At 69.0% G+C, this 23455-nt stretch carries 7 protein-coding genes; all 7 read left to right on the forward strand.

The window, feature by feature from the left end; translation table 11 throughout:
• Positions 1-27: 27 nt before the first annotated feature.
• The 7 genes from LGY53_RS12525 (at position 28) to LGY53_RS12560 (ending at position 23446) form a co-directional block, all read left to right on the forward strand.
• Positions 28-1056, forward strand: a complete 1029-nt coding sequence (locus LGY53_RS12525; protein WP_225726850.1) for an asparaginase — start codon at positions 28-30, stop codon at positions 1054-1056.
• 466 nt (positions 1057-1522) lie between these two features.
• The gene (locus tag LGY53_RS12530; RefSeq protein ID WP_225726851.1) at positions 1523-2887 is read left to right on the forward strand and encodes a lysine N(6)-hydroxylase/L-ornithine N(5)-oxygenase family protein; all 1365 of its coding nucleotides are present in this window, start codon (positions 1523-1525) and stop codon (positions 2885-2887) included.
• 191 nt (positions 2888-3078) lie between these two features.
• Positions 3079-4206, forward strand: a complete 1128-nt coding sequence (locus LGY53_RS12535; protein WP_225726852.1) for a cytochrome P450 — start codon at positions 3079-3081, stop codon at positions 4204-4206.
• A 33-nt stretch (positions 4207-4239) separates the two neighbouring features.
• Entirely contained in the window at positions 4240-19290 is a 15051-nt protein-coding gene (locus LGY53_RS12545) for an SDR family NAD(P)-dependent oxidoreductase (RefSeq protein WP_308102876.1), read from the forward strand.
• Positions 19290-20057, forward strand: coding sequence for a thioesterase II family protein (locus tag LGY53_RS12550; protein WP_225726853.1), 768 nt, complete (start codon positions 19290-19292; stop codon positions 20055-20057). Before LGY53_RS12545 ends, LGY53_RS12550 begins: the two co-directional genes overlap by 1 nt.
• Entirely contained in the window at positions 20054-21151 is a 1098-nt protein-coding gene (locus tag LGY53_RS12555; RefSeq protein WP_225726854.1) for a branched-chain amino acid aminotransferase, read from the forward strand. The genes LGY53_RS12550 and LGY53_RS12555 overlap by 4 nt, the downstream gene beginning before the upstream one ends.
• 150 nt (positions 21152-21301) lie before the next feature.
• Positions 21302-23446: an MMPL family transporter gene (locus tag LGY53_RS12560; protein WP_225726855.1), complete on the forward strand. Its 2145-nt coding sequence runs from the start codon at positions 21302-21304 to the stop codon at positions 23444-23446.
• Positions 23447-23455 lie beyond the last annotated feature (9 nt).

A 23455-nucleotide genomic window follows, 5' to 3' on the forward strand; every position in this document is an offset into this window, starting at 1 on the left:
CTTCAGCTCGGTCGCTACGCTGGCCAGGTGCCTTCGTTCGGAAATCGTTCCCGGGTAATCGTTTACGCTCTCGGCGGCACCATCGCCATGACCGGGGTGGGCGGGGTGACCCCGTCGCTGTCCGCGGGTGAGTTACTCGCCGCGGTCCCCGGTCTCGCCGACAGCGGAGTCGAGGTAGCGGTGGTCGACTTCCGCCGGGTAGCCGGAGCCGCGCTGACCATCGCCGACATCACCGAACTGGCCGCCGAAATCGGCACGCGGATCGGCGATTTCGACGGCGCCGTGGTCGTGCAAGGTACCGACACCATCGAGGAGACCGCCTACCTGCTGGATCTGTTGCATCCGGAACCGGAACCGATCGTCGTCACCGGTGCGATGCGCAATCCGACGATGGCCGGTGCCGACGGACCGGCGAACCTGCTGGCCGCCATCCGAACGGCGGCGGACCCGCATGCGAGAAACCAAGGCGCCCTTGTGGTTTTCGCCGACGAGATCCACGCCGCGCGCCGGGTCGGCAAGACGCACACCACCAGCATCGCCACCTTCGTCTCACGTAACGGCGGCCCGCTCGGCTATCTCGTCGAGGGACGTGCGCGCCTGCTCAGTCGGCTCACCCACCGCACCGTCGTCCCCGGATATCCCGCCGCCGACCTGAAGGTTCCGGTGCTGCCGATGGCGCTCGGCGAGGACGGCACCGTCCTGGAGGCCGTCGCGGATCGCGTCGACGGACTCGTCGTCGCCGGATTCGGTGCGGGGCACGTACCGGCCCGCCTCGTTCCGGCACTCGAAAAGCTTTGCGCCCGAGTACCTGTCGTGCTCGCCTCGCGCACCGGCAGCGGTTCGGTCCTCGCGGGCACCTACGGTTTCGCGGGCAGTGAGCGCGACCTCCTCGCCCGCGGCCTCATTCGAGCCGGTTACCTGGACCCGTTGAAGGCGCGGCTCCTGCTGCTGACCCTGCTGGCCGCCGGTGCGGACCGTACCGCCATCCTCGCCGCATTCGGCGTAGCGGGCGAATACCGCGAACCCGGCGACTGGCCGTGGCCCGCACCCGAATAAGCGCTGCGTATCAGCGCCGACCTCGGCGGTGACGCATATCAGGCGCTCGACGTCGCACCACCAGGCCGCGCAACGCCGATGCTGCTGTGGCAGTGTCAGGACTGGTACGTACCCGCTTGGCCGCTGTTCGGTTGGCTCGCGGTGCCGACTCGCCGTCTCGGTTACGAATCTCGTTGGCGCGCAGCATAAATGGCGCTGACCGACGGCGCCGGAATTCCGGCGGATTTTTACCGGAAGACGCGCCGATAACACCATTGAATACCGCGTCGTGTGCGCCGGATGTCCTGTCCACAGGACATATTCGGGTGCGGTGGGAGATGGTGTTGTCACGGGTTCGTCGAAGAGCCCGGCATCGCGAATGCCGATGTTCGGCACGGAATCGTTTTCGGCCCGGCGGTTTGATTATGCGAGAGTTGGTCGATCGTTTGTGTAAGTCATTTTCGGGAGTCCTTGTGGGGGATTTCGTATGAGTACCGCTGCGCCGGATGTACTGGATATGGTCGGTATCGGATTCGGGCCGTCGGGGCTCGCGCTGGCCATCGCATTGGAGGAGTTGCCGGCCGATACGCTGGAGCCACCGGTAGCCGCCGTGTTCTTCGAACGCAAGGCCGCCTTCGGCTGGCATCGGAATATGCTGCTGCCCGCGACGAAGATGCAGGTCGCATTTCTCAAGGATCTCGTCACGTTCCGCAATCCGCGATCCCGGTTCGGCTTCGTTTCCTACCTGCATTCGATGGGGCGCCTCGCCCAGTTCGTGAACAACCGGGACTTCTTTCCCACCCGCCACGAATTCCACGACTACCTGGAATGGGCCGCGCGAATGGTCGCGGACCGGGTGACCTACGGCGCCGAGGTCACCGGCATCCGGCTGCCCGGCGGCGATCCGCGCGCCGACCGCCTGGAGATCGAGGTGGTCGAGCACGGCCGCGACCGCCGGGTGCTCAACGCGCGCAATGTCGTCATCTCGACCGGCCTGGTACCCGCCATGCCCTCGGGCCTGGAGCGCGGTGAAAGGGTTTGGCACAGTTCGGAATTCATTGAGCGATTCGACGGCTGCGATCCGCGTGACCTGCGCCGGGTCGTCGTCGCGGGCGCCGGGCAGAGCGCGGCCGAGATCACCAGATACCTCTACGACACGCTGCCGGACGCCACCATTTTCGCGGTGATCCCGTCCTACGGATATTCGATCGCCGACAACACTCCGTTCGCGAATCAGATTTTCGATCCGGGCGCGGTCGACACCTACTACTCCGGCTCCGGCGAATCCAAGGAGATGTTCTGGCGATATCACCGCAACACCAACTATTCGGTGGTGGACGACGAGGTGATCCGGGAGCTGTACCGGCGGGCGTACGACGACGAGGTGCGCAATGTCGACCGACTGCGGCTGCTGCGGCTGTGCCGGGTCGCCGGAATTCGCGGAAATGGTTCGGGCGCAAGGCTTTCGGTGCATTCACTGCTGGACGGTCAGTCGGTGGAACTGGACGCCGACCTGCTGGTCTGTGCCACCGGGTACAACGCGATGCAGCCCGCGGGCCTGCTCGGCGAACTGGACCGGTACCTGCGCCGCGACGCCGCGGGCCGCTATCTGGTGACCAGGGATTACCGGTTGATCGGCGATCTCGACCTGCCGGGCATCTACCTGCAAGGTGGCACCGAGCACACCCACGGTCTCTCCTCATCGCTGCTGTCCAATATCGCGGTGCGCAGCGGGGAAATCGCCGAATCCATTCTCGGCCGCCGGGTCGGGCACGAACTCGAATCGGTGGTCGCGGCCGATCGGCTCGACCCGGCGAAAAGCTGGCCTGCGGGTGTGAATCTGCCGGGCTGATTACTTCTCGCGAATGGCTGTCCCGTCGACGGGACACGAATTATCGGCGGCGGTTCCGGCCCGCCGGGGGCATGAATCCGATCACCCCGCGAAATATGATCGGAAATATCTATTGCGCCCGAACCAACGGCGTAATTCCGCAGCACGGGGACGCTCGAAAAACAAGCCGATCCGGCGTGAGGAGCGAATTGATGTCCATTACCGGATCCCGGTACCGAATCGGACCGCTGCCCGAATTTCTGGCGATACGGCCGGATTCGCCCGTGACGCCGGTCCGGCTGCCGACCGGGGATCGGGTTTGGCTGGTGACCGATTACGCGCTCGGGCGTGCGGTACTTGCCGACGCGCGATTCAGCAGGGCGGCGGCCGCCCGTCCGGATGCGCCGAAATTGGGCACGGTGGATCCGTCACCGGATTCGATCATGAGCGTGGACGGTGCGGCGCACGCCAGGCTGCGCCGCTTGGCCGGGGCGGCCTTCACCACGCATCGCGTCGCCGAGCAGGCGCCGTTCATCGAGCGGATCGCCGACGAGTTGCTCACGGCGCTGGCCGACGGGCCGCGCCCGGCCGACCTGGTGGCCGGATTCATTTCGCCGCTGCCGATGGCCGCGATGGGCGCGCTGCTCGGCGTGCCACCGGCGGATCGGCCGAAATTCGATGCCTCGGTGACCGCGCTGTTCGAAATGTCCACCGACGACGGCACCAAACGGGCCCGGCACGAACTGATTCTGGTGGACTACGTGTCCTCTCTGATCAGCAGCAAGCGCCGGGATCCGCGCGACGATGTGCTGAGCGCGCTGATCCGGGCCAACGACGGCGGCACGCTTTCGCATGCCGAACTCATCAACCTCGGGCTCGCCCTGCTGATGGCGGGATACGAGACAACGGTTGGGCTGCTCGGCATTTCGGTGCTCGCGCTGCTTTCCGATGCCGAACTGCGCGTGCGGCCACTGGACGAGGCGACCATCGAGGAACTGGTCCGCCTCGGCGCGTCGACCTCGGTGAGCGCGCCCCGGGTCGCCACCGAGGACGTCGAACTCGGCGGCACCACGATCGCCGCCGGTGCCGCGGTGGTCGTCTCGCTACTGCACTGCAATGGCCTATTCGATGAAACAACCAATCCCACAACGCATCTCACCTTCGGGCACGGCCTGCACCGCTGCCTCGGCGCACCGCTGGCCCGATTGCAGCTGCGGATCGCGCTGGCCCGGCTGCTACGACGCTTCCCCGGCCTGCGGCTGGCGGACGGTCCCGATGCCGTGCGGTGGAAGGCGGGCCTGGCGACCAGGCGCCTGACCGCACTGTCCGTCGAATGGTGAAACGCGGTGAGCCGCACGGAAAGAGGAGTTCAGGTGGCTGACGAGGTTGCGATCGTCGGTATGGCGTGCCGGGTGCCCGGAGCGGAGTCGGTGGCCGAGTACTGGCGGCTGTTGCGCGACGGTGTCGACGCGACCGGCGCGGGCACGCCACGGGACCGACGGCTCGCGCGGGTGCGCAGATTCGATGCCGCGTTCTTCGGAATCGCGCCGCACGAGGCGGATTCGATGGATCCGCAGCAGCGATTGACGCTGGAACTGAGCTGGCAGGCGCTGGAGGACGCCGGTATCGCGCCCGCGGTGCTGCGAGGCAGTGCCGCGGGCGTGTTCATCGGCGTGTGCGCGAGCGATTACCTTGCACTGCTGGATGATTCGAAGCGGGCGATGCCGCAGCACGCGATGACCGGGCTGCATCGCAGCGTGATCGCGAACCGGGTATCGCATCACCTCGACTGGCACGGTCCGAGCCTCACCATCGACGCGGGCCAGGCGTCCTCGTTGGCCGCGATCCATTTGGCTTGTGCCAGTGTGCGATCCGGCGAGTCGCGGCTCGCCGTCGCGGGTGGTGTGCAGCTGAATCCGAGCGAGCAGAGCGCGCGGATCGCCGAGGGTTTCGGCGGGCTGTCCGACGCGGGCCGGGTGCGCACCTTCGACGCGGCGGCCGACGGCTACGTCCGCGGTGAGGGCGCGGCGTTCGTGGTGCTGAAGCGGCTCGCCGCGGCTCGCGCCGACGGCGACCGGGTCTACGCGGTGATCCGCGGCAGCGCCGTCAACCACGACGGCACCGGCGTCGGATTGGTGGTGCCGAATGCGCGGGCACAGGCCGAGGTGCTGCGGGCGGCGCATCGGCGTGCCGGTATCGAACCGGCCGCGGTGCAGTATGTGGAATTGCACGGCACCGGGACCCGGGTCGGCGATCCGATCGAGGCCGAGGCGCTGGGCCTGGTCTTCGGTGCGGATCGCACCGGGCGTCCCGCGCTGCGGGTCGGTTCGACGAAGACGAATATCGGTCACCTGGAGGGCGCCGCGGGCGCGATCGGCGTGGTGAAGACGGCGCTCGCGGTGTCGCACGGTGTGCTGCCCGCCAGCTTGCATTTCGAAAACCCGAATCCGGCAATACCTTTCGACGAACTGCCGGTGGAGGTGCAGACCGCGCCGACGCCGTGGCCGGATACCGGCGCCGAACGGATCGCCGGTGTCTCGTCGTTCAGCGTCGGCGGCACCAATTGCCATGTCGTACTTGCCGAGCCGCCTGCGGCGCTGGCCAGGAATCGGGAATCCGGCCCGGTCGCGTCCGCGCGGATGCTGCCATGGGTGCTGTCGGCGCGCGGCGATCGGGCGCTGCGGGCGCAGGCGCACCGCCTGGTCGAGCAACTGGCCGAAAATGCTTCGCGGCCTGAAGATCTCGCGTATTCGCTGGTGGCTACCCGGGAGGCGATGGAGTACCGGGCGATCGTGCTCGCGGATTCGGTCGCGACGGCGGGGCCGCTGCTGCGGGAGGTGGCCGACGGCACGCGGACCGGCGTGGTGGACCGGATCGTATTCGAGCTGGCCGAGGATCCGTCCGGCGCTGCCCGGTTGGCGGCGCGGCTGCTGGCGCGTTCGGCTCTGTTCCGCGAACAGCTGGCGGCCCGCGCCGCGGCGGTCGAACCGGTCCTCGGCCGGTCGGTGCTGTACGACGTGCTGGCGGGTGAACCGGAATCGGTCTCGCGGCCGGTGCATTTCACGATATTGGCCGCACTCGTCGAGTTCTGGCGGGGTCACGGCATCGATCCGGCTGGCTTTCGCGCGGCAGGATCGGTGTCGCTGCTGGTCGCCGCGGTCGCCGCGGGGGCGTTGTCGCTGCGGGAGGCGGTGGGTCTCGCGTCGCGCGACGACGCCCGACTGGAGACACTCGCCGAGCCTCGGATACCCGTCTTCGTGACTGGTCGGCCTACCGAATCGCCTTCCGCGGCTGATGGTCACGGTCCGCGCGACTTGCCTGCTGACGGAGTCACGGCCGAGTCACCGCGTGCGCCAGCGGATTTCGCCTCAGCCGAGGCGGGCGGCCCGCGTGAGGATGGGTCAACGGCCGATACCGTACTGCACGCGCACGCCCCGACCGAGGCGGGAAACATCGCTGCGAGCTTGTCTGCGAGCGAAATCGCCGAATTGCTGCGCGCGCCTGCCGCCCTCGCTTCGATCGAGCCGCGGGATCTGCCCGCGGGAATGATCGCGATGGATACGGCATTCGGCGGTGGGTCGCCCGAGTTCGTCGACCTTCCGCTCTACGCCTTCCAAGGTGAGGACCACTGGTGGTCGGCCACCGAAGACGGGGCCGTGCAGAAGGATTCGCCGAGACCGCGCACGGCGGCCGAATTGCGCGACGCCGTGCGCACCGAGATCGCCGCCATACTCGGCGACGAAACGGCCGACCCCACCTCGACGTTCCGGGATTTGGGTTTCGGCTCGCTGCTGGCCGTCGAATTGCGAAACCGGTTGAGCGCGTTGACCGGTCTGCGGCTGCCGACAACGGTCGTATTCGACCACCCGACCCCCGATCTGCTCGCGGCGCACCTGGTCGCATTGTCCGCTGGCACGCCGGTGGATGAACCCGTCCCGGCCGCCCCGGCGCCGAGCGATGAGCCGATCGCGATCGTCGCGATGGCCTGCCGTTATCCGGGTGGTATTCGCTCGCCGGAGGATCTGTGGCGGGTGGTCGTCGACGGCGTCGACGCGATTTCGCCCTTCCCGGCCGATCGTGGCTGGGATATGGCGGCGCTGGCCGACGATCCGGCCGTCGTGGTGCGCGAGGGCGGCTTCCTGCGCGACGTCGACCAATTCGACGCCGCATTCTTCGGTATCGCGCCGCGCGAGGCGCAGGCGATGGATCCGCAGCAGCGGCTGCTGCTGGAATGCGCGTGGGAGGCCTTCGAACGCGCCGCGATGGACCCGATGTCGTTGCGCGGCAGCCGAACCGGCGTATTCATCGGCACCATCGCGCAGGAGTACGGCCCGCGGCTGCCGGAGGCGGGCGAATCGACCGGCCTGCTGTTCACCGGCACGACCAGCAGCGTCGCCTCCGGGCGGGTGGCGTATGTGTTCGGGCTGGAAGGGCCCGCGCTGACCATCGACACCGCCTGCTCGTCCTCGCTGGTCGCGCTGCATCAGGCGGCGCTGTCGCTGCGTTCGGGGGAGTGCGGGCTCGCGTTGGCCGGCGGGGTGACGGTGCTGCCGTCGACCGGTATGGTCACCGAATTCTCCCGGCTCGGCGCGCTGTCGACGGACGGCCGGTGCCGAGCCTTCGCCGCGGGCGCGAGCGGGTTCGGGCTGGCTGAGGGAGTGGGTTTACTTCTGCTGGAACGGCTTTCGGACGCGCAGCGGCTCGGGCATCCGGTGCTCGCCGTGCTGCGCGGGTCGGCGGTCAATCAGGACGGTGCGAGCAACGGGCTCACCGCGCCGAACGAATCGGCGCAGCGGCAGGTCATCGCACAGGCGCTGCGCTCGGGCGGGTTGACACCGGCCGACGTCGACGCGGTTGAGGCGCACGGCACCGGAACCGCGCTCGGCGATCCGATCGAGGCGCACGCGCTGCTGGCCACCTACGGTCGCGACCGGGAACGGCCGCTGCTGCTCGGCTCGCTGAAATCGAATATCGGGCATGCGCAGGCCGCGGCGGGCGTCGGCGGTGTGATCAAGATGGTGCTGGCACTGCGGCACGAGTTGCTGCCGAAGACGCTGCACGCGGAACAGCCCACCGCACATATTGATTGGGCGTCGGCGCCGATGCGGTTGCTGACCGAGCCGGTGCCGTGGCCGCGGCGGGATCGGGTGCGCAGGGCGGGTGTTTCGTCATTCGGCGTATCCGGCACCAATGCGCATGTGATCGTCGAGCAGGCGCCCGAGGAACCGGCGACCGTACCGGTGCGGCCGAATGAAGCGCTGCCGCTGCTGATTTCGGCAAAAACACGGCAGGCGCTGCGCGACCGAGCGCAACAGCTGGATGCGACGCTGGCCGCGGACCCGGGCATCGATATCGCCGAACTGGCCGCGTCCCTTGCGATTACCCGCACCCACTTCCCCTGCCGGGTGACCATTCCGCCGGGCGAACCGGCTGCGGTCCGGGATGCGTTGCGGCAGCTCGCCGCCGGGGAAACGGATCCGCGGCTCGTTTCGAATGCCGGGCGCACCGTATTCGTCTTCCCGGGTCAGGGCTCGCAGTGGGTCGGCATGGGGCGGGCGCTGCTGGCCGCGTCGCCGGTGTTCGCCCGGCAGCTGCGGCTGTGCGCCGACGCGCTGGCCCCGCATCTCGGCTGCGATGTGGTCGAGGTGCTACGGCGCGGTGACGCAGCGGATTTCGAGCGGGTGGAGATCATCCAGCCGGTGCTGTTCGCGGTGATGGTGAGCCTGGCGCGGCTGTGGCAGGCGTACGGCGTGGAACCCGATGCGGTAGTAGGTCATTCGCAGGGCGAGATCGCGGCCGCGCATATCGCGGGCGCGCTGTCGCTCGCGGATGCGGCGTTCATCAGCGCGGTCCGGGTCCGGCTGCTACAGGATCTGGCCGGGACGGGGACGATGGCCTCGGTGCCGCTGCCCGCCGACCGGGTCGCGCAGCGGCTGGCCGAATACCCCGATATCTACGTGGCCTGCGTGAACAGCCCGTTCCAGACGGTCGTCTCCGGCGGTATGGCCGTGGTTCGCGAGGTGGTCGCGCGCTGGCAGGACGAGGGCGTCGAGGCGAAAACCATTCCGGTGGACTACGCCTCGCACTGCCCGCACATAGACGCGATGCGCGATGAACTGCTGGCCGCGCTGCGGGATGTGACGCCGAAGGCAGCGGATATCGCCTTCTATTCCACCGTCGAAGCCGGGGTTGTCGACACCACCCGGCTGACGGCCGAATACTGGTGCCGGAATATGCGCGAGCCGGTGCGGTTGGCCGATACCGTCCGGGCTTTGATCGCGGCGGGGCACGACACGTTCATCGAGGCGAGCCCGCATTCGATACTGACCGTCGCACTCGAACAGACCTCGGGCACAACGGATATCGATGCGACCGTGCTGCCGACGCTGCACCGGGAACAGGGCGGGCTCGACGACCTCTACGGGGCGCTCGGTCAGGCTTATCTGGCGGGACGCAGCGTCGACTGGGCGACGGTGCGCGCCGATACCGCCGGGCGCGGCGGGATCGTCTTCGTCTTCCCCGGCCAGGGTTCGCAGTGGGTCGGCATGGGGCGGGCGCTGCTCGATTCGTCGCCGGTGTTCGCACATCATCTGCGGGCCTGCGCCGACGCGCTGGCCGCACATGTCGATTTCGACGTCGTCGAGGTGTTGCGGCGGGGCGACGCCGCGGATTTCGGGCATGCCGAGACGATCCAGCCGATCCTGTTCGCGGTGATGGTGAGCCTGGCCCGGCTGTGGCAGTCGTACGACGTGGAACCCGATGCGGTAGTTGGTCATTCGCAGGGTGAGATCGCCGCCGCGCATATTTCGGGCGCGATCTCGCTGGCCGATGCCGCGTACATCTGTGTCGCGCGGGCCAAGACGATGGAGCCGCTGTCCGGCACCGGAACGATGGCCTCGGTGCCGCTGCCGGTCGAGCGGACCGAACCGTGGCTGGCCGAGTATCCGGACCTGTACGTCGCGGGGTCGAACAGTCCGGTGCAGACGATCGTGTCCGGCGGGCGAGCGGCGATCGCGGCGCTGATCGCGCGGCTGCGGGAGGCGGGTATTTCCGCGAGACCCATTGCGATGGACTATGCCTCGCACAGCCCGCACGTCGACGTGGTGCGCGAGGACCTGCTGGCCGCGCTGCGGGACGTGACGCCGGAACCGTCGGATATCGCCTGCTATTCGTCGGTGCGCGGCGCGGTCATCGATACGCGCGAGCTCACCGCCGAGTACTGGTGGCAGAACCTGCGGGAGCCGGTGCGCTGGGATGCGACGGTGCGCGCGCTGATCGCGGCCGGGCATCGGGTGTTCGTCGAGGTGAGCCCGCATCCGATCCTGACCGTCGCGGTCGAGCAGATCGCCGAGACGGTGCCGGACGCCGAGATCGCCGCGCTGGCTACCGTGCGGCGGGGTCGCGACGGGCTCGACGAGTTCACCGCGAGTATCGACCGGGTGCTGGGCGGCACCGGCCGGATGCTCGGTGTGCCGCGAATTACCTTGCCCACCTACCCATTTCAGCGCGAACGCTTCTGGCTCACCGGGCAGCACCGGCGGCGACGCGGGCATCCGGTGCTCGATACCAGGACCGATCTGGCCGGGCGGGACGAGATCGTCTTCGGCGGCACCCTCGGTCTGGACACCCACCCCTGGCTCGCCGATCACGTCGTCGAAGGCATGGTGCTGTTGCCCGGCACCCTGTTCCTGACCGCGGCGGCGCATGCGGCGCAGGCCATCGGCTACCGCGTCGTCGACGAATTGACCTTGCAGACACCGGCTTTCGTGCCGGAGCAGGGCGGGCTCGAACTGCAACTGGTGGTCGGTGCGCCCGACGCCGACGGGCGACGGCAGCTCACCGTGCATTCGCGGCGGTCCGCGTCGTCCGACTGGCAGGCGCACGCGACGGGCGCGCTCGCACCGGGTGAACCCGTCGCGGTCGAACGGATAGCCTGGCCAACCGCCGGAGAACCGGTGACCGCCGACGAAATCTATGACCGGCTAACGGATCTCGGCTATGAATACGGCCCGGCCTTCCAAGGCATACAGGCCGCGTGGCGCGCGAACGATTCGATCTATCTATCGCTTTCGCTGCCGGAAGATATCGAAACCCGTGGCTACGACGTGCATCCGGCGCTGCTCGACGCCGCACTGCAAATGGCGGCTTTCGACGGCGCCACCGCCGCCGGGCGGGTGGTGCTGCCCTTCGCCTGGCACGGTGTACGAGTCGCTGAGGCGCCGTCATCCACGCTGCGCGCCCGACTGACCTTCACGAGCGACCAAACGATGTCGGCAGTGCTCTGGGACGAGAACGGCAATCCGGTCGTCACCGCCGAAAAACTGACACTGCGCCCGCTGCCCGCCCCAGCCGCCGACGCCAGCGAAGTGCTGCGCCAATGCCTGTTCCGGATCGGCTGGGAACCGCTGGCCGCATCGGGAATCCCGTTGCGGGAGAAGGACACATGGGCGGTGCTCGGCGACCCAGCCGCGCTCGCATCTGATCTGGACGGCATTCGTGCCGCCGCAGACCTGGCCGGGCTGGCCGAATCGGTCCCGCAGGTGGTGTTCGTACCGCTAATCGCCGCCGGGATTGAGCCGGCCGCAACGACTTCGGCTGCTGTTCCAGGAAACGAATCGGCCGCGGTTCCGGCCGCCGTCGCCGGAGATGGTTCGGCCGCAGTGGTTCCGGCTGATGGCCCCGAGCATGGTTTGGCCGGAGTGGTTTCGGCCGCTGGCCCCGGGAATGGTTCGGCCGCAGTGGTTGCAGCCGCTATTTCCGCAGACGGCTCGGCCGCGGTTCCGGCTGCCGACGCCGGAGATGGTTCGCCTGCAGATGTTCCGGCTGCTGATATCGGCGACGGCTTGTCCACTGTTCCGGCCATCCCTGGAACCGACACGGCCGCAGTTGTTCCGGTCGCGGATACCGGCGACGGTTCGCCCACTGCTCCGACCCCCACACCTGGAAATGACACGGCCGCAGCGGTTCCGGCCGCTGTCACCGCTGCGGTGCACGCGGCGCTCGGTCTGGTGCAGGCTTGGCTTGCCGATCGGCGGTTCGCCCGGAGCAGGCTCGTCTTCGTGACGCGAGCTGCGGTTGGCATCGAAACTGACAGCGGCCCAATGGATCTGGTCAACGCGCCGATCTGGGGTCTGCTGCGGTCGGCTCAGTCGGAGCATCCCGATCGATTCGTCCTGCTCGATGTGGACGACACCGCGAGTGTGGATCTGTTCGCCCGCGCGCTCGACAGTGGCGAGCCGGAGCTCGTGCTGCGCGAAAATCGGTTGCTGGCACCGCGATTGACTCGATACCAGCCCACGGCATCGACCGTTCCGTTCGATGCGGAAAGCCGGGTGCTGATCACCGGTGGGCTCGGGGCGATCGGCACGCTGGTGGCGAAGCATTTGGTGCGCAGGCATGGTGTGCGCAGGCTGATTCTGGTCGGGCGGGGCGGCCCGGACAGCCCGCATTCCGCCGCGGTGGTAGCCGAACTGGCCGGACTCGGCGCGGCGGCCGAGGTGCGTGCCTGCGACGCGGCCGATCGCGACGCGTTGGCCGAGCTGCTTGCCGAGGTGTGCGCGGATGGACCGCTGGATGCCGTGGTGCACGCGGCCGGTGTGTTGCGCGATGCCACGGTGCAGCTGATGACGCCGGAGCAGGTGGATATCGCGTTGCGCCCCAAGGTGGCCGCGGCGTGGAATCTGCACGAGCTCACGAAAGAGCTTCCGCTGCGGGCCTTCCTGGTGTTCTCGTCGATCGCGGCCACGCTGGGCAATGCCGGTCAGGCGAATTACGCGGCGGGCAACGCATTCCTCGATGCCATCGCCCAGCAGCGCACCAGGCTGGGTTTGCCTGGGAAATCTTGTATTTGGGGGCTGTGGTCGCTGCCGGACGGCATGGCCGCCGGACTCGGCGATGTCGATCTGCGCAGGCTCGCCCGGGCGGGCGTGCTGCCCATCACCGCCGACGACGGGATGGAGTTGTTCGACGCGGTGACGGGTGCCGACCTTGCGGCCGTCGTCGCGGCCCGATTCGATACGCAGGCGCTGCGCGGGCTGCGCTCGGTGCGGCCGGTGTTGTCGGGGTTGATCCGCAGGCCCGCGCGCCGGGCGGGCGCGGATACACCCGACGACAGCTCGGCGTGGGTGCGGCGGATGCGTGCCATGCCCGCCGCCGAGCGCGCGGCCGCCGCGCTGCGGTCGGTGCTCGCCGAGGTCGGCGTGGTGGCGGGCGGCGGCTCGGTCGACGCCGGAATGACGTTCCGGGACTTGGGATTCGGCTCGCTGATGGCGGTGGAACTGCGCAATCGGCTGGTCGCGGCGACCGGGCTGCGGCTGTCGTCGACCACGGTATTCGACCATCCGACGCCCATTCTGCTGAGCGAACACTTGGCCGCACTGGTCGGTACTGCCACCGAGGCCGAGCCGGTGCGGGCGCCGGCGGCGGTCACCGCGCCGGAGCGGGATCCGATCGCGATCGTCGGGATGGCCTGCCGGTATCCGGGCGGCGTCGAATCACCGGAAGGCTTGTGGCAGTTGGCCGCCGACGGCGTCGACGCGGTCGGCGCGTTCCCGGCCGATCGCGGCTGGGACCTCGCGGCGCTATTCGATCGCGGGATCGGCACCAGCTATGCGCGGGAGGGCGGATTCGTCAGCGGCGTAGACCTTTTCGACGCGGCCTTCTTCGGCGTCTCCCCGCGCGAGGCCGCCGCGATGGATCCGCAGCAGCGGCTGCTGCTGGAAACGGTGTGGGAAGTGTTGGAGCGGGCCGGAATCGTGCCCGAGACGCTGCGCGGTTCGGAGACAGGGGTTTTCATCGGCGCGTCCTCGATCGATTACGGGCCCCGGCTCCATCAGCCGACACCGGAGTCCGCGGGATATCTGCTCACCGGCACCGCGGCCAGCGTGCTGTCCGGGCGGGTGGCGTATTCGCTGGGCTTGGAAGGTCCGGCCATCACGGTGGACACCGCGTGCTCGTCATCGCTTGTCGCACTGCATCTCGCGGCGCGGTCGCTGCGGTCGGGCGAATGCTCGCTCGCGATCGCCGGTGGGGTGACGGTGCTTTCGACGCCGGGCATCTTCGCCGAATTCTCCCGCCAGCAGGGCCTGTCCGCGGACGGGCGCTGCCGGGCCTTCTCGGCGGATGCCAACGGTACCGGCGCCGCGGAGGGCGTCGGCGTGCTGCTGGTGGAGCGGTTGTCGGACGCGCGGCGGCTCGGGCATCCGGTGCTGGCGGTGCTGCGCGGTTCGGCCGTCAATCAGGACGGCGCGAGCAACGGGCTGACCGCGCCGAACGGGCTGGCCCAGCGCCGGGTGATCGAACAGGCTTTGCGCTCGGCCGGATTGACGCCCGATGAGGTGGATGCGGTGGAGGCGCACGGCACCGGCACCCGTTTGGGCGACCCGATCGAGGCGCAGGCCGTGCTGGCCACCTACGGCCGGAACCGGGAACGGCCGCTGTGGCTCGGCTCGCTGAAATCGAATATCGGGCACGCACAGGCCGCGGCGGGTGTCGGCGGCGTGATCAAGATGGTGCAGGCGCTGCGGCACGAGCTGCTGCCGCGCACCCTGCACGTGAGCGAGCCGACGCCGCATGTGGATTGGGCGGCGGCGCCGGTGCGACTGCTGACCGAGCCGGTGCCGTGGCCGCGGGATACGCGGGTGCGCCGGGCCGCCGTCTCCTCGTTCGGGATTTCGGGGACCAATGCCCATGTGATCGTCGAGCAAGCGCCGGATCCGGTCGACGACGCGCGGCCGGAACATGGACCGGTGGTGCCGCTGCCACTGCTGCTTTCCGCGAAAACCGAACCGGCACTGCGGGATCAGGCCCGGCGGCTGCATACGCTGCTGACCGAGCGGCCGGAGCTGGAGCTCGCCGACGTCGCAACGACGCTGGCCACCGCGCGCACCCATTTCGCGCATCGGGCGGCGGTCACCGCGTCCGATCGGCCCGGCATGCTGGAAAGTCTTGCAGCACTTGCCGATAGCGGTACCGCCGCGCCGCGTGAAACCTCGGGCGCCGGTGTGACATTCCTGTTCGCGGGTCAGGGCACGCAGCGGCCCGGCATGGGTGCCGAACTGTACCAACAGTTTCCGGCCTTCGCCGAGGCATTCGATCGGGTATGCGCCGCCTTTGCATCGCATCTCACCAGACCATTGCCGGATATCGTTTTCGCGCGGCCGGATTCGCCGGAGGCAGAGCTGCTGCGCGATACCGCGTACGCGCAGCCCGCGCTGTTCGCCTACGAGGTCGCGCTGTATCGCCTGGTGCACTCGTGGGGGCTGCGCCCGGATACGGTGCTCGGCCATTCGCTGGGGGAGTTGGTCGCCGCGCATATCGCGGGCGTGCTCACCCTGGACGATGCCGCGACCCTGGTCGCGGCGCGCGGACGGCTGATGGGCTCGGTTTCCGAACCGGGCGCGATGGTTTCCGTCCAAGCCGGGATCGGCGCGGTACAGCGGGCGCTGGCCGGTGCCGGGGACCGGGCCGGGATCGCGGCCGTCAACGGTGACCGGTCGATCGTCGTATCGGGCGCCGCCGATGTCGTCGGCGCCGTCGCGGACCGGCTCGCCGCGCAGGGCGTCAAAACCACCGCGCTGGAGGTGCGTTCGGCATTCCATTCGCCGTTGATGGATGCCGTCCGCGCCGAATTCGGCGGTATCGCCGCCGAATTGACCTACCATCAGCCCGAGCTGCGGATGATCTCCACGGTGACCGGGCGGGTGGTCGGCGGCACGGAACCGCTCGACGCCAGGTACTGGGTGCAGCAGCTGCGCGAACCGGTGCTGTTCGCGGCGGGTCTGCGCGCGGCCGAATCGGCCGGGGCGGGCAACTTCGTCGAAATCGGCCCGGACGGCACGCTTTCCGGTCTGGTGCGGGCCGCGGCGAACGGCTCGGTCTACACCCTCCCGAGCGGATCCGCCGGATACCATCCGCCGCTCACCGCACACGGCGTCGTGCCGCTGCAACGGCGCGACCGGCCCGAGGCGCTGACCCTGATGGGTGCGCTGGGCGCGGCCCACGTCGCGGGCATCGATATCGATTGGCCGAGGGTGGTCGCGCCGTGGGGCGGCCGACGAATCCCCTTGCCCACCTATGCCTTCCAACGTCGCAGGTATTGGCTGACCCCCGCGACGGCACCCGCGGTGCGTGGTCGGCTCGGCCATCCGATCCTGGGAGCGGGGGTGCCGGACGCCGATCGGACCGTTTGGTCGGGGTCGATCGCGCTGGCCGAACATCCCTGGCTCGCCGCGCATGTGGTCGGCGGCCGGACGATCCTGCCCGCGCCGGTCCATCTCGAATTGGCGCATCGAGCCGCCGTCGAGGCCGGATACGCCGGTGTCGCCGAACTCACCGTCGAGCGCCAGCTGCCGGTACCGTCGACCGGCGGCGTCGATGTCCGGGTGGTCCTGGAGCCCGATTCGAATTCGCTTGTCGTCTACGCGAAGTCGGACGAAGACGCGGATTGGGTGCGCTACGCCGGTGGTGCGCCGACCACCGAAACGGCGGCGCTCGGGGAGACTTCCGAGACGCAGCCGATGAGGTCGGGGTACGAGCCGGAGACACAGAATGCGCACCCGCCCATCGACCGCGACGAGATCTACCGCAGGCTCGCTGAGGTCGGCCTGAATTATGGCCCCGAGTTGCGCGGCCTCACCGCACTGCGGTTGCCGGACAGGACGAGCCGCGATGCCAACGAGATTCGTGCGGAGGCCGAACTGCTTCCGCCGCTGCCTACCGAGGCGCAGTCCTACGATCTGCATCCCGCGCTACTCGACACCGTCACGCAGGCGATTGCCGCGGCTGCGGCAATCGGTGGCGATCCGGTGCGAATTCCCGTCGCATGGAAGGGATATCGCGTCTATCGGCCGGGCGTCTCCCATGTCACCGTCCGCATTGTGCGGCGGGGCGATGACGACTACCGAGTGGACTTACGCGATCGGGCGGGCGCGCCGGCCGCCGCGATCGATTCCGTCACCGTGCGGGCGACCGCGACGCCGAGCGAGCGTGCTGAGCTCCGAAGGTATTCCTGGACACCAATTTTCGACGACGGATCGATGCGCGATACGCCACGGGTCGCCGTACTGACCAAGCGTGCGGGCGCCGCGGTCGATCGGCTCGGCGAATGCCTGCGCGCCGATATCCACGCCGATGTGATCGGCCTGCTGACCGCACTCGGTGCGGCGGGCCGCGGCACGCCGGATTGCGTGGTGCTGCCCTATGCCGACGGGGACCTGCGCACCGTGCTGACCGAGGTGCGCGAGCAGATCCAACAAGTATGTGCCGCAACCGAATTGGCTAGGTGCCGGATAGTCGTCCTCACGAGGGGCGCGCTATCCGTCGACGCGGAGCCACGGGCGGTCGACCCGGTGGCCCGTGCCGTCTGGGGTATGGTCCGCGCGCTGCGACCCGATGCGGAGCAGCCGCTTTGCCTGGTCGACGAGGACGGATCCGATGCCGCCGCGGCGGTTTTGGGCCGCGCCCTGCTCGGCGATGAATCGCGGCTGGCCGTGCGCGGCGGCCGAATGTATCGCGCCGACCTCGTCGAAGAGCCGACGCCCGCGCTGGAACTGCCGCCGGATCCGTTCTGGCGCTTGAACTATGCGGCGGTCGGCGCACCGGACGACATCACCGTCGTCGTCGCACCCCGGTCGAACAGGCCGCTGGTGCGGCATGAAGTGCGGGTCGCGTTGCACACCGCCGGCGTGAATTTCCGTGACGTGCTGATGAATCTGGGTGTGGTCTCGCCGCGCGCGGGCACGCCGGAGGATTCGACCGTGCAGAACGCCGAGGGCGCTGGGGTGGTGCTCGAGGTCGGGCCCGGCGTGGACCGGCTGCGGCCCGGCGACCGGGTGATGGGCCTGTTCGACGAGATGAGCCCGGTCGCCATCGGCGATCACCGGCTGCTCGCGCGGGTGCCCGACGGCTGGTCGCTGGCCGACGCCGCCTCGGTGCCCGTCGCATTTCTCACGGCGTACTACGGACTTTCGCGACTCGGACAGGTGCGTGCCGGTGAACGGGTGCTGATCCACACCGCGACCGGCGCGGTCGGGATGGCGGCCATCCAGGTGGCCAGACAGCTCGGCGCGGAGGTTTTCGCGACGGCGAGTCCCGGCAAATGGCCGACGCTGCGCGCACTCGGCATACCCGACGATCACATCGCGTCGTCGCGCGATGCCTCGTTCGAGGAGCGATTCCGCGCGAATGCGCCCGGGCGGCCGGATATGGACGTGGTGCTGAACTCGCTGGCCGGACCGTTGACCGACGCGTCGCTGCGGCTGCTCACGCCGCCGCCGGGTGCGCGGGCCGGGCGGTTCCTCGATATGGGTAAGACCGATCCGCGCGACCCGGCCGCGGTCGCCGACGGATACTCGGGTGTCGCCTACTCCCGCTTCGATATTCGCGATCCCGGACCCGACGGGGTGCGTGATCTGCTCGACGAGCTGATCGAGCTGTTCGAGGCGGGCTGCCTGACCCCGATTCCGACGACGGTCAGCCATGTGACCGAGGCGCGACAGGCCTTCCGCACCATGGCCGAGGCGCGGCATCTGGGCAAGGTGGTGTTGCGGCTCAGGGACTGGCCGACCGATCGCGCGGTGCTGCTCACGGGTGGGATGACGGCATCGATCGCCCGGCACATGGTCGGCGCGCACGGGGTGCGGTTGCTGGTATTCGTCGACGGACCCGGCAAACAGCCCGACGCCGATCTGATCCGGGAACTCGGTCAGCTCGGTGCGGAGATAGCGACGCGCACAGCCGATCTCGGTGATCGAGCTGCGGTGGCCGCGTTGCTCGACGAACTGGACCGGTCCGGTATCCGGCTCGGCGCGATCGTGCACGCCGCCGTAACACCGACCGCGCCAACAGATCTCGACGGGATCCTGGATGCGACGGCCCATCCCGCCGCGCATCTGCACGAGCTGACAAAGCAGCTGGACCTTTCGGCGTTCGTTCTCCTCGCCGAGCCCGCGGCCACGCCGGAGCACGCCGCGGCCAACGCATACCTCGACGGTCTGGCCGAAACCAGGGCCGCCGCAGCGCTGCCCGGCCTCTCGATCACGGTGCGGCCCTTGGATATCACGCCGCCGTGGTTGCGGCTGTTCGATCGAGCGGTCGCGCTCGGTTCGGGAACGGTGGTCGTCGCGCCGCCCGGCGACGGCCCGGCTCCCGCCGCAGTGCCGGAAACCGGTGCCGCGGCCGCGAATCTGCTGCGCCTGATCTGCACCGCGACGGCGGAGGTGCTCGCGCTCGCACCGACCGAAGTCGTCGCACCGGATGCGCATTTCCGTGAGCTCGGGCTGACCTCGCTCGGTGCGATCGAACTGCGCGACCGGGTGTCGGAGGCGACCGGCGTGCCACTGCCGCCGACGCTGGTTTTCGACTATCCGACACCCAATGACCTCGTGGAATACCTTGGCACACAATCGTTTACGAGGGGGAGCTGATGGCGGCCAATGCCTGGACCACCGTATTCCACGCCAAACCGGCGGCGGCCTACCGGGTGGTGTATTTCCCGCATGCCGGCGGTACGGCGGGCACCGCGCTGCCGCTCTCGGCGGCGGCCCCGCCGAGCGTCGAGCTGGTGGCCGTCGAATATCCGGGCAGGCAGTGGCGGCGATCCGAGCCGCCCGCCACCGATATCCGGCAGTTGGCGCACGGCGCGGCGCGGGCGCTGCTCGAACTCGACGACCGGCCGACCGTGCTGTTCGGCCACAGCATGGGTGCGATCGTCGGCTTCGAGGTCGCCAGAATGCTTGCGGCCGAAGGCTCCGATGTCGTCGGCAGATTGTTCGCGTCGAGCAGCGGTCCGCCGTCGCGACCGCGCAGGCGCGCGCCGGACGCGGGGATGAGCGATGCCGAACTCGTCGCCGAAATGCGTGAGCTGGGCGGCACGGACGAGACGCTGTTCGCCGATCCGGAGGCACTGCAGCTCATGCTGCCCGCCCTGCGCGACGACTACCGGGCGATGGCGTCCTATACCGGTCGGCCCGGCGAGATCGACGCGCCGGTCACCGTGTTGTTCGGCCGGGACGACCCGTCGATCAGCTACCGTTCGGCCCTCGAATGGCGCTGGCACACAAGGGGTTCGGTTGACGTGCAGGCATTTCCCGGCGGCCACTTCTATCTGAACCGGTGCACGCGGGACGTGATCGAGACGATCCTGGCGCATTTCGAACTGCTGGCGAGCGCCGGGAAGCAGGAGCTGTCATGACGCTGACCACCGATGGCGCGGCCGCGAAATCCGTTGGGCCGATTCTCGATCCGATCGCCGGGACCGCCTTCACCGGCAGCCTGGTGCATGCGACGTACACCAGGGGCGGCGGGTGGGGCGATCCGGTGCTCGCGCCGATCGGCACGCTGGACATGCACCCCGCCATGCGCGGATTGCATTACGGCCACATCGTTTTCGAGGGTTTGAAGGCGCATCGCGGCGTCGACGGCTCGGTCGCCGTCTTCCGCCTCGACGCGCATGCGCGGCGCTTGCGGCGCTCGGCCCGCCGGATGGTGATGCCGGAGGTGCCGGAGCGGCTGTTCCGCGCCGCGGTGGACGAACTCGTCGCCGCCGATCATGGAGCGCTCTCCGATGATCCGCGGCACAGCATGTACCTGCGTCCGCTGCTGTTCGGATCGGACGCGAATCTGATGTTCCCGCCCGCGGACGAATATCGCTTCCTGATGATGGCGATGATCATCGGCGACTATTTCGGCGATCATCCCGGCGCGATCGCGGTTTCGGTGTGTCGCGATCAGTGCCGCGCCGCGCCCGGCGGCACGGGGAATATCAAATGTCCCGGCAACTACGCGGTGGCGATCATGGCGCAGCAGCGGGCCGCCGCCGCGGGTTTTCAGGAGGTGGTCTGGCTCGATCCGGTCGAGCGCCGCTGGCTGGAGGAATTGAGCGGGATGAACCTGTTCCTGGTCCGGTCCGGGAACGGCACGGTCGAGGTGGTGACGCCCGAACTCACCGACACCATTCTGGCGGGCGTCACCAGGGATTCGCTGCTCACCCTGGCCGCCGAGGCCGGATACCGGGTGTGTGAGGAGCGGATCTCGATCGATCAGTGGCGCGACGGGTGTGCGTCCGGGGTGATCACCGAGGCGTTCGCGGCGGGGACTGCCGCGGTCGTCGCGCCGATCGGTCGGGTCGGCGATGCCGCGGGCGATTTCACGGTGGGCGATGGGAACGCGGGGCCGGTGACGTTGGCGTTGCGCGGCGCGCTGATCGATCTGCATCGAGGCGTGGCGCCGGATCATGCCGATTGGCGCCACGTCGTTTCGGGTAGCCCAGCCGATGCGCGCCGGTAGCGGAGGTGTGGGCCGCTATTAGTGCGCCATCATGCGCCACAGCGGTTGTTGACCTAGCGCCATGATGGTGCCATTCTGGCGCTATGCGGCGCCGTTCCATCTATCCGGCCCGAATCCGTCGATAGCCGCAGAGTTCTGGAAAGGAATCCGATGTTCGCCCGTCTGGGATCCCTGGTCGTCCGCCATCCGTGGCTGACCATCGGCACGTGGTTGGTCATCGTGTTCGCGGTGGTCGCCACGGCACCGAAGCTCACCTCGACCACCGACCAATCCGCCTTCCTACCGAACCGTTACGAATCGATCCAGGCCGCACAGCTGCAGCAGCAGGCCTTTCCGAACAATGCGGCGCCCGGCGCGCTCGTGGTATTCGAGCGGGGTGACGGCGCACCGCTCAACGATGGCGATATCGCGACGGTCGGCGCCATCGCGACGCAGCTGAACGACGCGCACCTGCCGAACGTCACCGCCGTCGCGGCGGGCAAACCGTCGGACAACCGGTTGATCCAGGTCGCGGGCGTGCAGCTGGCCAAGGACACCGGCGTCGGCGACGCCAGACAGCGCGACGCGATCAACGCGCTGCGCGACGCGCTCGGCCCCAAGGTGTCGGGTACCGCGCTGAAGGCGGGCGTCACCGGGCCCGCGGCGTCCAGCCTGGACGCACAGAAGTCCGCGTCGAAGGGTCTCGCCGTCATCGGCATCGCCACCATCACGCTGATCTTGGTGCTGTTGCTGGTCATCTTCCGCAGCCCGGTGATCGCGCTGCTGCCGATCATCGTCGTCGGCGCGATCTACGCCATGGTGAACGGGCTGGTCGCGATGGTGAACAAGGCCTTCGACCTCAAGATCGACAGCTCGGTCACCTCGATGCTGGTCGTGGTGCTGTTCGGTATCGGCACCGACTACATCCTGTTCCTGATGTTCCGGTACCGGGAGCGGCTGCGCGCCGGTGAGGATCCGAAGACCGCGATGGTCAGCGCCGTTACCCGGGTCGGCGAGGCGATCACCTCGGCCGCGGCCGCGGTGATCATCGCATTCCTCGCGCTGACCCTGTCCACCTTCGGGCTGTTCCGCTCGCTGGGTCCGGCGCTGGCCATCGCCATCGCGGTGACGCTGCTGACCGGGCTGACGGTGGTGCCCGCGCTCGGTTCGCTGTTGGGCACCAAGGTTTTCTGGCCGTCGAAGGCATGGCGGCACGAGCCGAAGGGCGCGGTATTCGCCAGGATCGGTGGTGCGCTCGGCCGGCGGCCCGCGGTGTTCGCCGCGATATCCGGTGGGCTGCTGGTTGTGCTCGGACTGTTCGCCCTCGGCTTCAACCCGACCTTCGACCTCACCTCCGGCTCGACCTCGAACGCCGCCGAATCCGTCGTCTACAGCAAGGAAATGCTCAAGGGGCTGCCCGCGGGCGCCGCCCGGCCGAGCGATGTGCTGCTGCGGTCGCAGACCAGGCTGAATCCCGAGCAGCTCAACGCTTTTCGCGGGGCGCTCGCCGGGGTGGACGGGGTCGGGCAGGTGTCCGAACCGCTGCTGTCCCCGGACAATCTGGTCGCCGATTTCCGGGTGACGCTGAAGTCGGCGGCGGAATCGGATGCCGCGCTCGCCACCGTGCGCGGTCCGCTGCGCGATGCCGCCAGGGCGGCGGCCCCGCCGGGAACAACGGCGCTGATCGGCGGCGCGACCGCGGTGTTCGTCGATTTCCGGGACGCGATGAACCACGATTACGCGCTCGTCTTCCCGGTGGCCGCCGTGCTGATCATGGTCGTGCTCGGGCTGCTGCTGCGCAGCCTGGTCGCGCCGTGGTATCTGATGCTTTCGGTGCTGCTCGGCTTCGTGGCCACCCTCGGCGCCGCGGTGCTGGTGTTCCAGCAGTTGCGCCACGAGGTCGGCGTCGTCTTCACGCTGCCGGTGATCATGTATCTGTTCGTCGTCGCGCTCGGCACCGACTACAACATCCTCATGGTGGCCAGGCTGCGCGAGGAGGCGCGGTCCGGTTATGAGCCGAAACAGGCAGCGGCCCTTGCGGTTCGGCACACCGGGCCGACCATCGCGGCGGCCGGGCTCGTGCTGGCGGGCACCTTTGCCTCGATGACGCTCGCGGGCAATATCGCACTCTCGGAGATGGGTTTCGCCATCTCGGTCGGCATCGCGATCTCCGCATTCGTCATGGCGCTGTTCTGGACCCCGGCGTTGACCGCGCTGATCGGCCGCCGGGCCTGGTGGCCGGGTCGCGGCGCGACCGCGCCCGCCCCAACTCGATTCGAACGGATGACGGCCGCGGTCAGCCGCCGCGGCCGCTAGGGAACGGCG

Origin of the sequence: Nocardia sp. JCM 34519.1 (assembly GCF_020361265.1) — a bacterium.
Classification (GTDB): Bacteria; Actinomycetota; Actinomycetes; order Mycobacteriales; family Mycobacteriaceae; genus Nocardia; species Nocardia arthritidis_A.

What these genes read in the sequence shown, in the direction of transcription:
- LGY53_RS12530 (WP_225726851.1), top strand. Translation starts at nt 1,523, where the DNA reads ATGAGTACCGCTGCGCCGGATGTACTGGATATGGTCGGTATCGGATTC.
- LGY53_RS12535 (WP_225726852.1), top strand. Translation starts at nt 3,079, where the DNA reads ATGTCCATTACCGGATCCCGGTACCGAATCGGACCGCTGCCCGAATTT.
- LGY53_RS12550 (WP_225726853.1), top strand. Translation starts at nt 19,290, where the DNA reads ATGGCGGCCAATGCCTGGACCACCGTATTCCACGCCAAACCGGCGGCG.
- LGY53_RS12555 (WP_225726854.1), top strand. Translation starts at nt 20,054, where the DNA reads ATGACGCTGACCACCGATGGCGCGGCCGCGAAATCCGTTGGGCCGATT.
- LGY53_RS12560 (WP_225726855.1), top strand. Translation starts at nt 21,302, where the DNA reads ATGTTCGCCCGTCTGGGATCCCTGGTCGTCCGCCATCCGTGGCTGACC.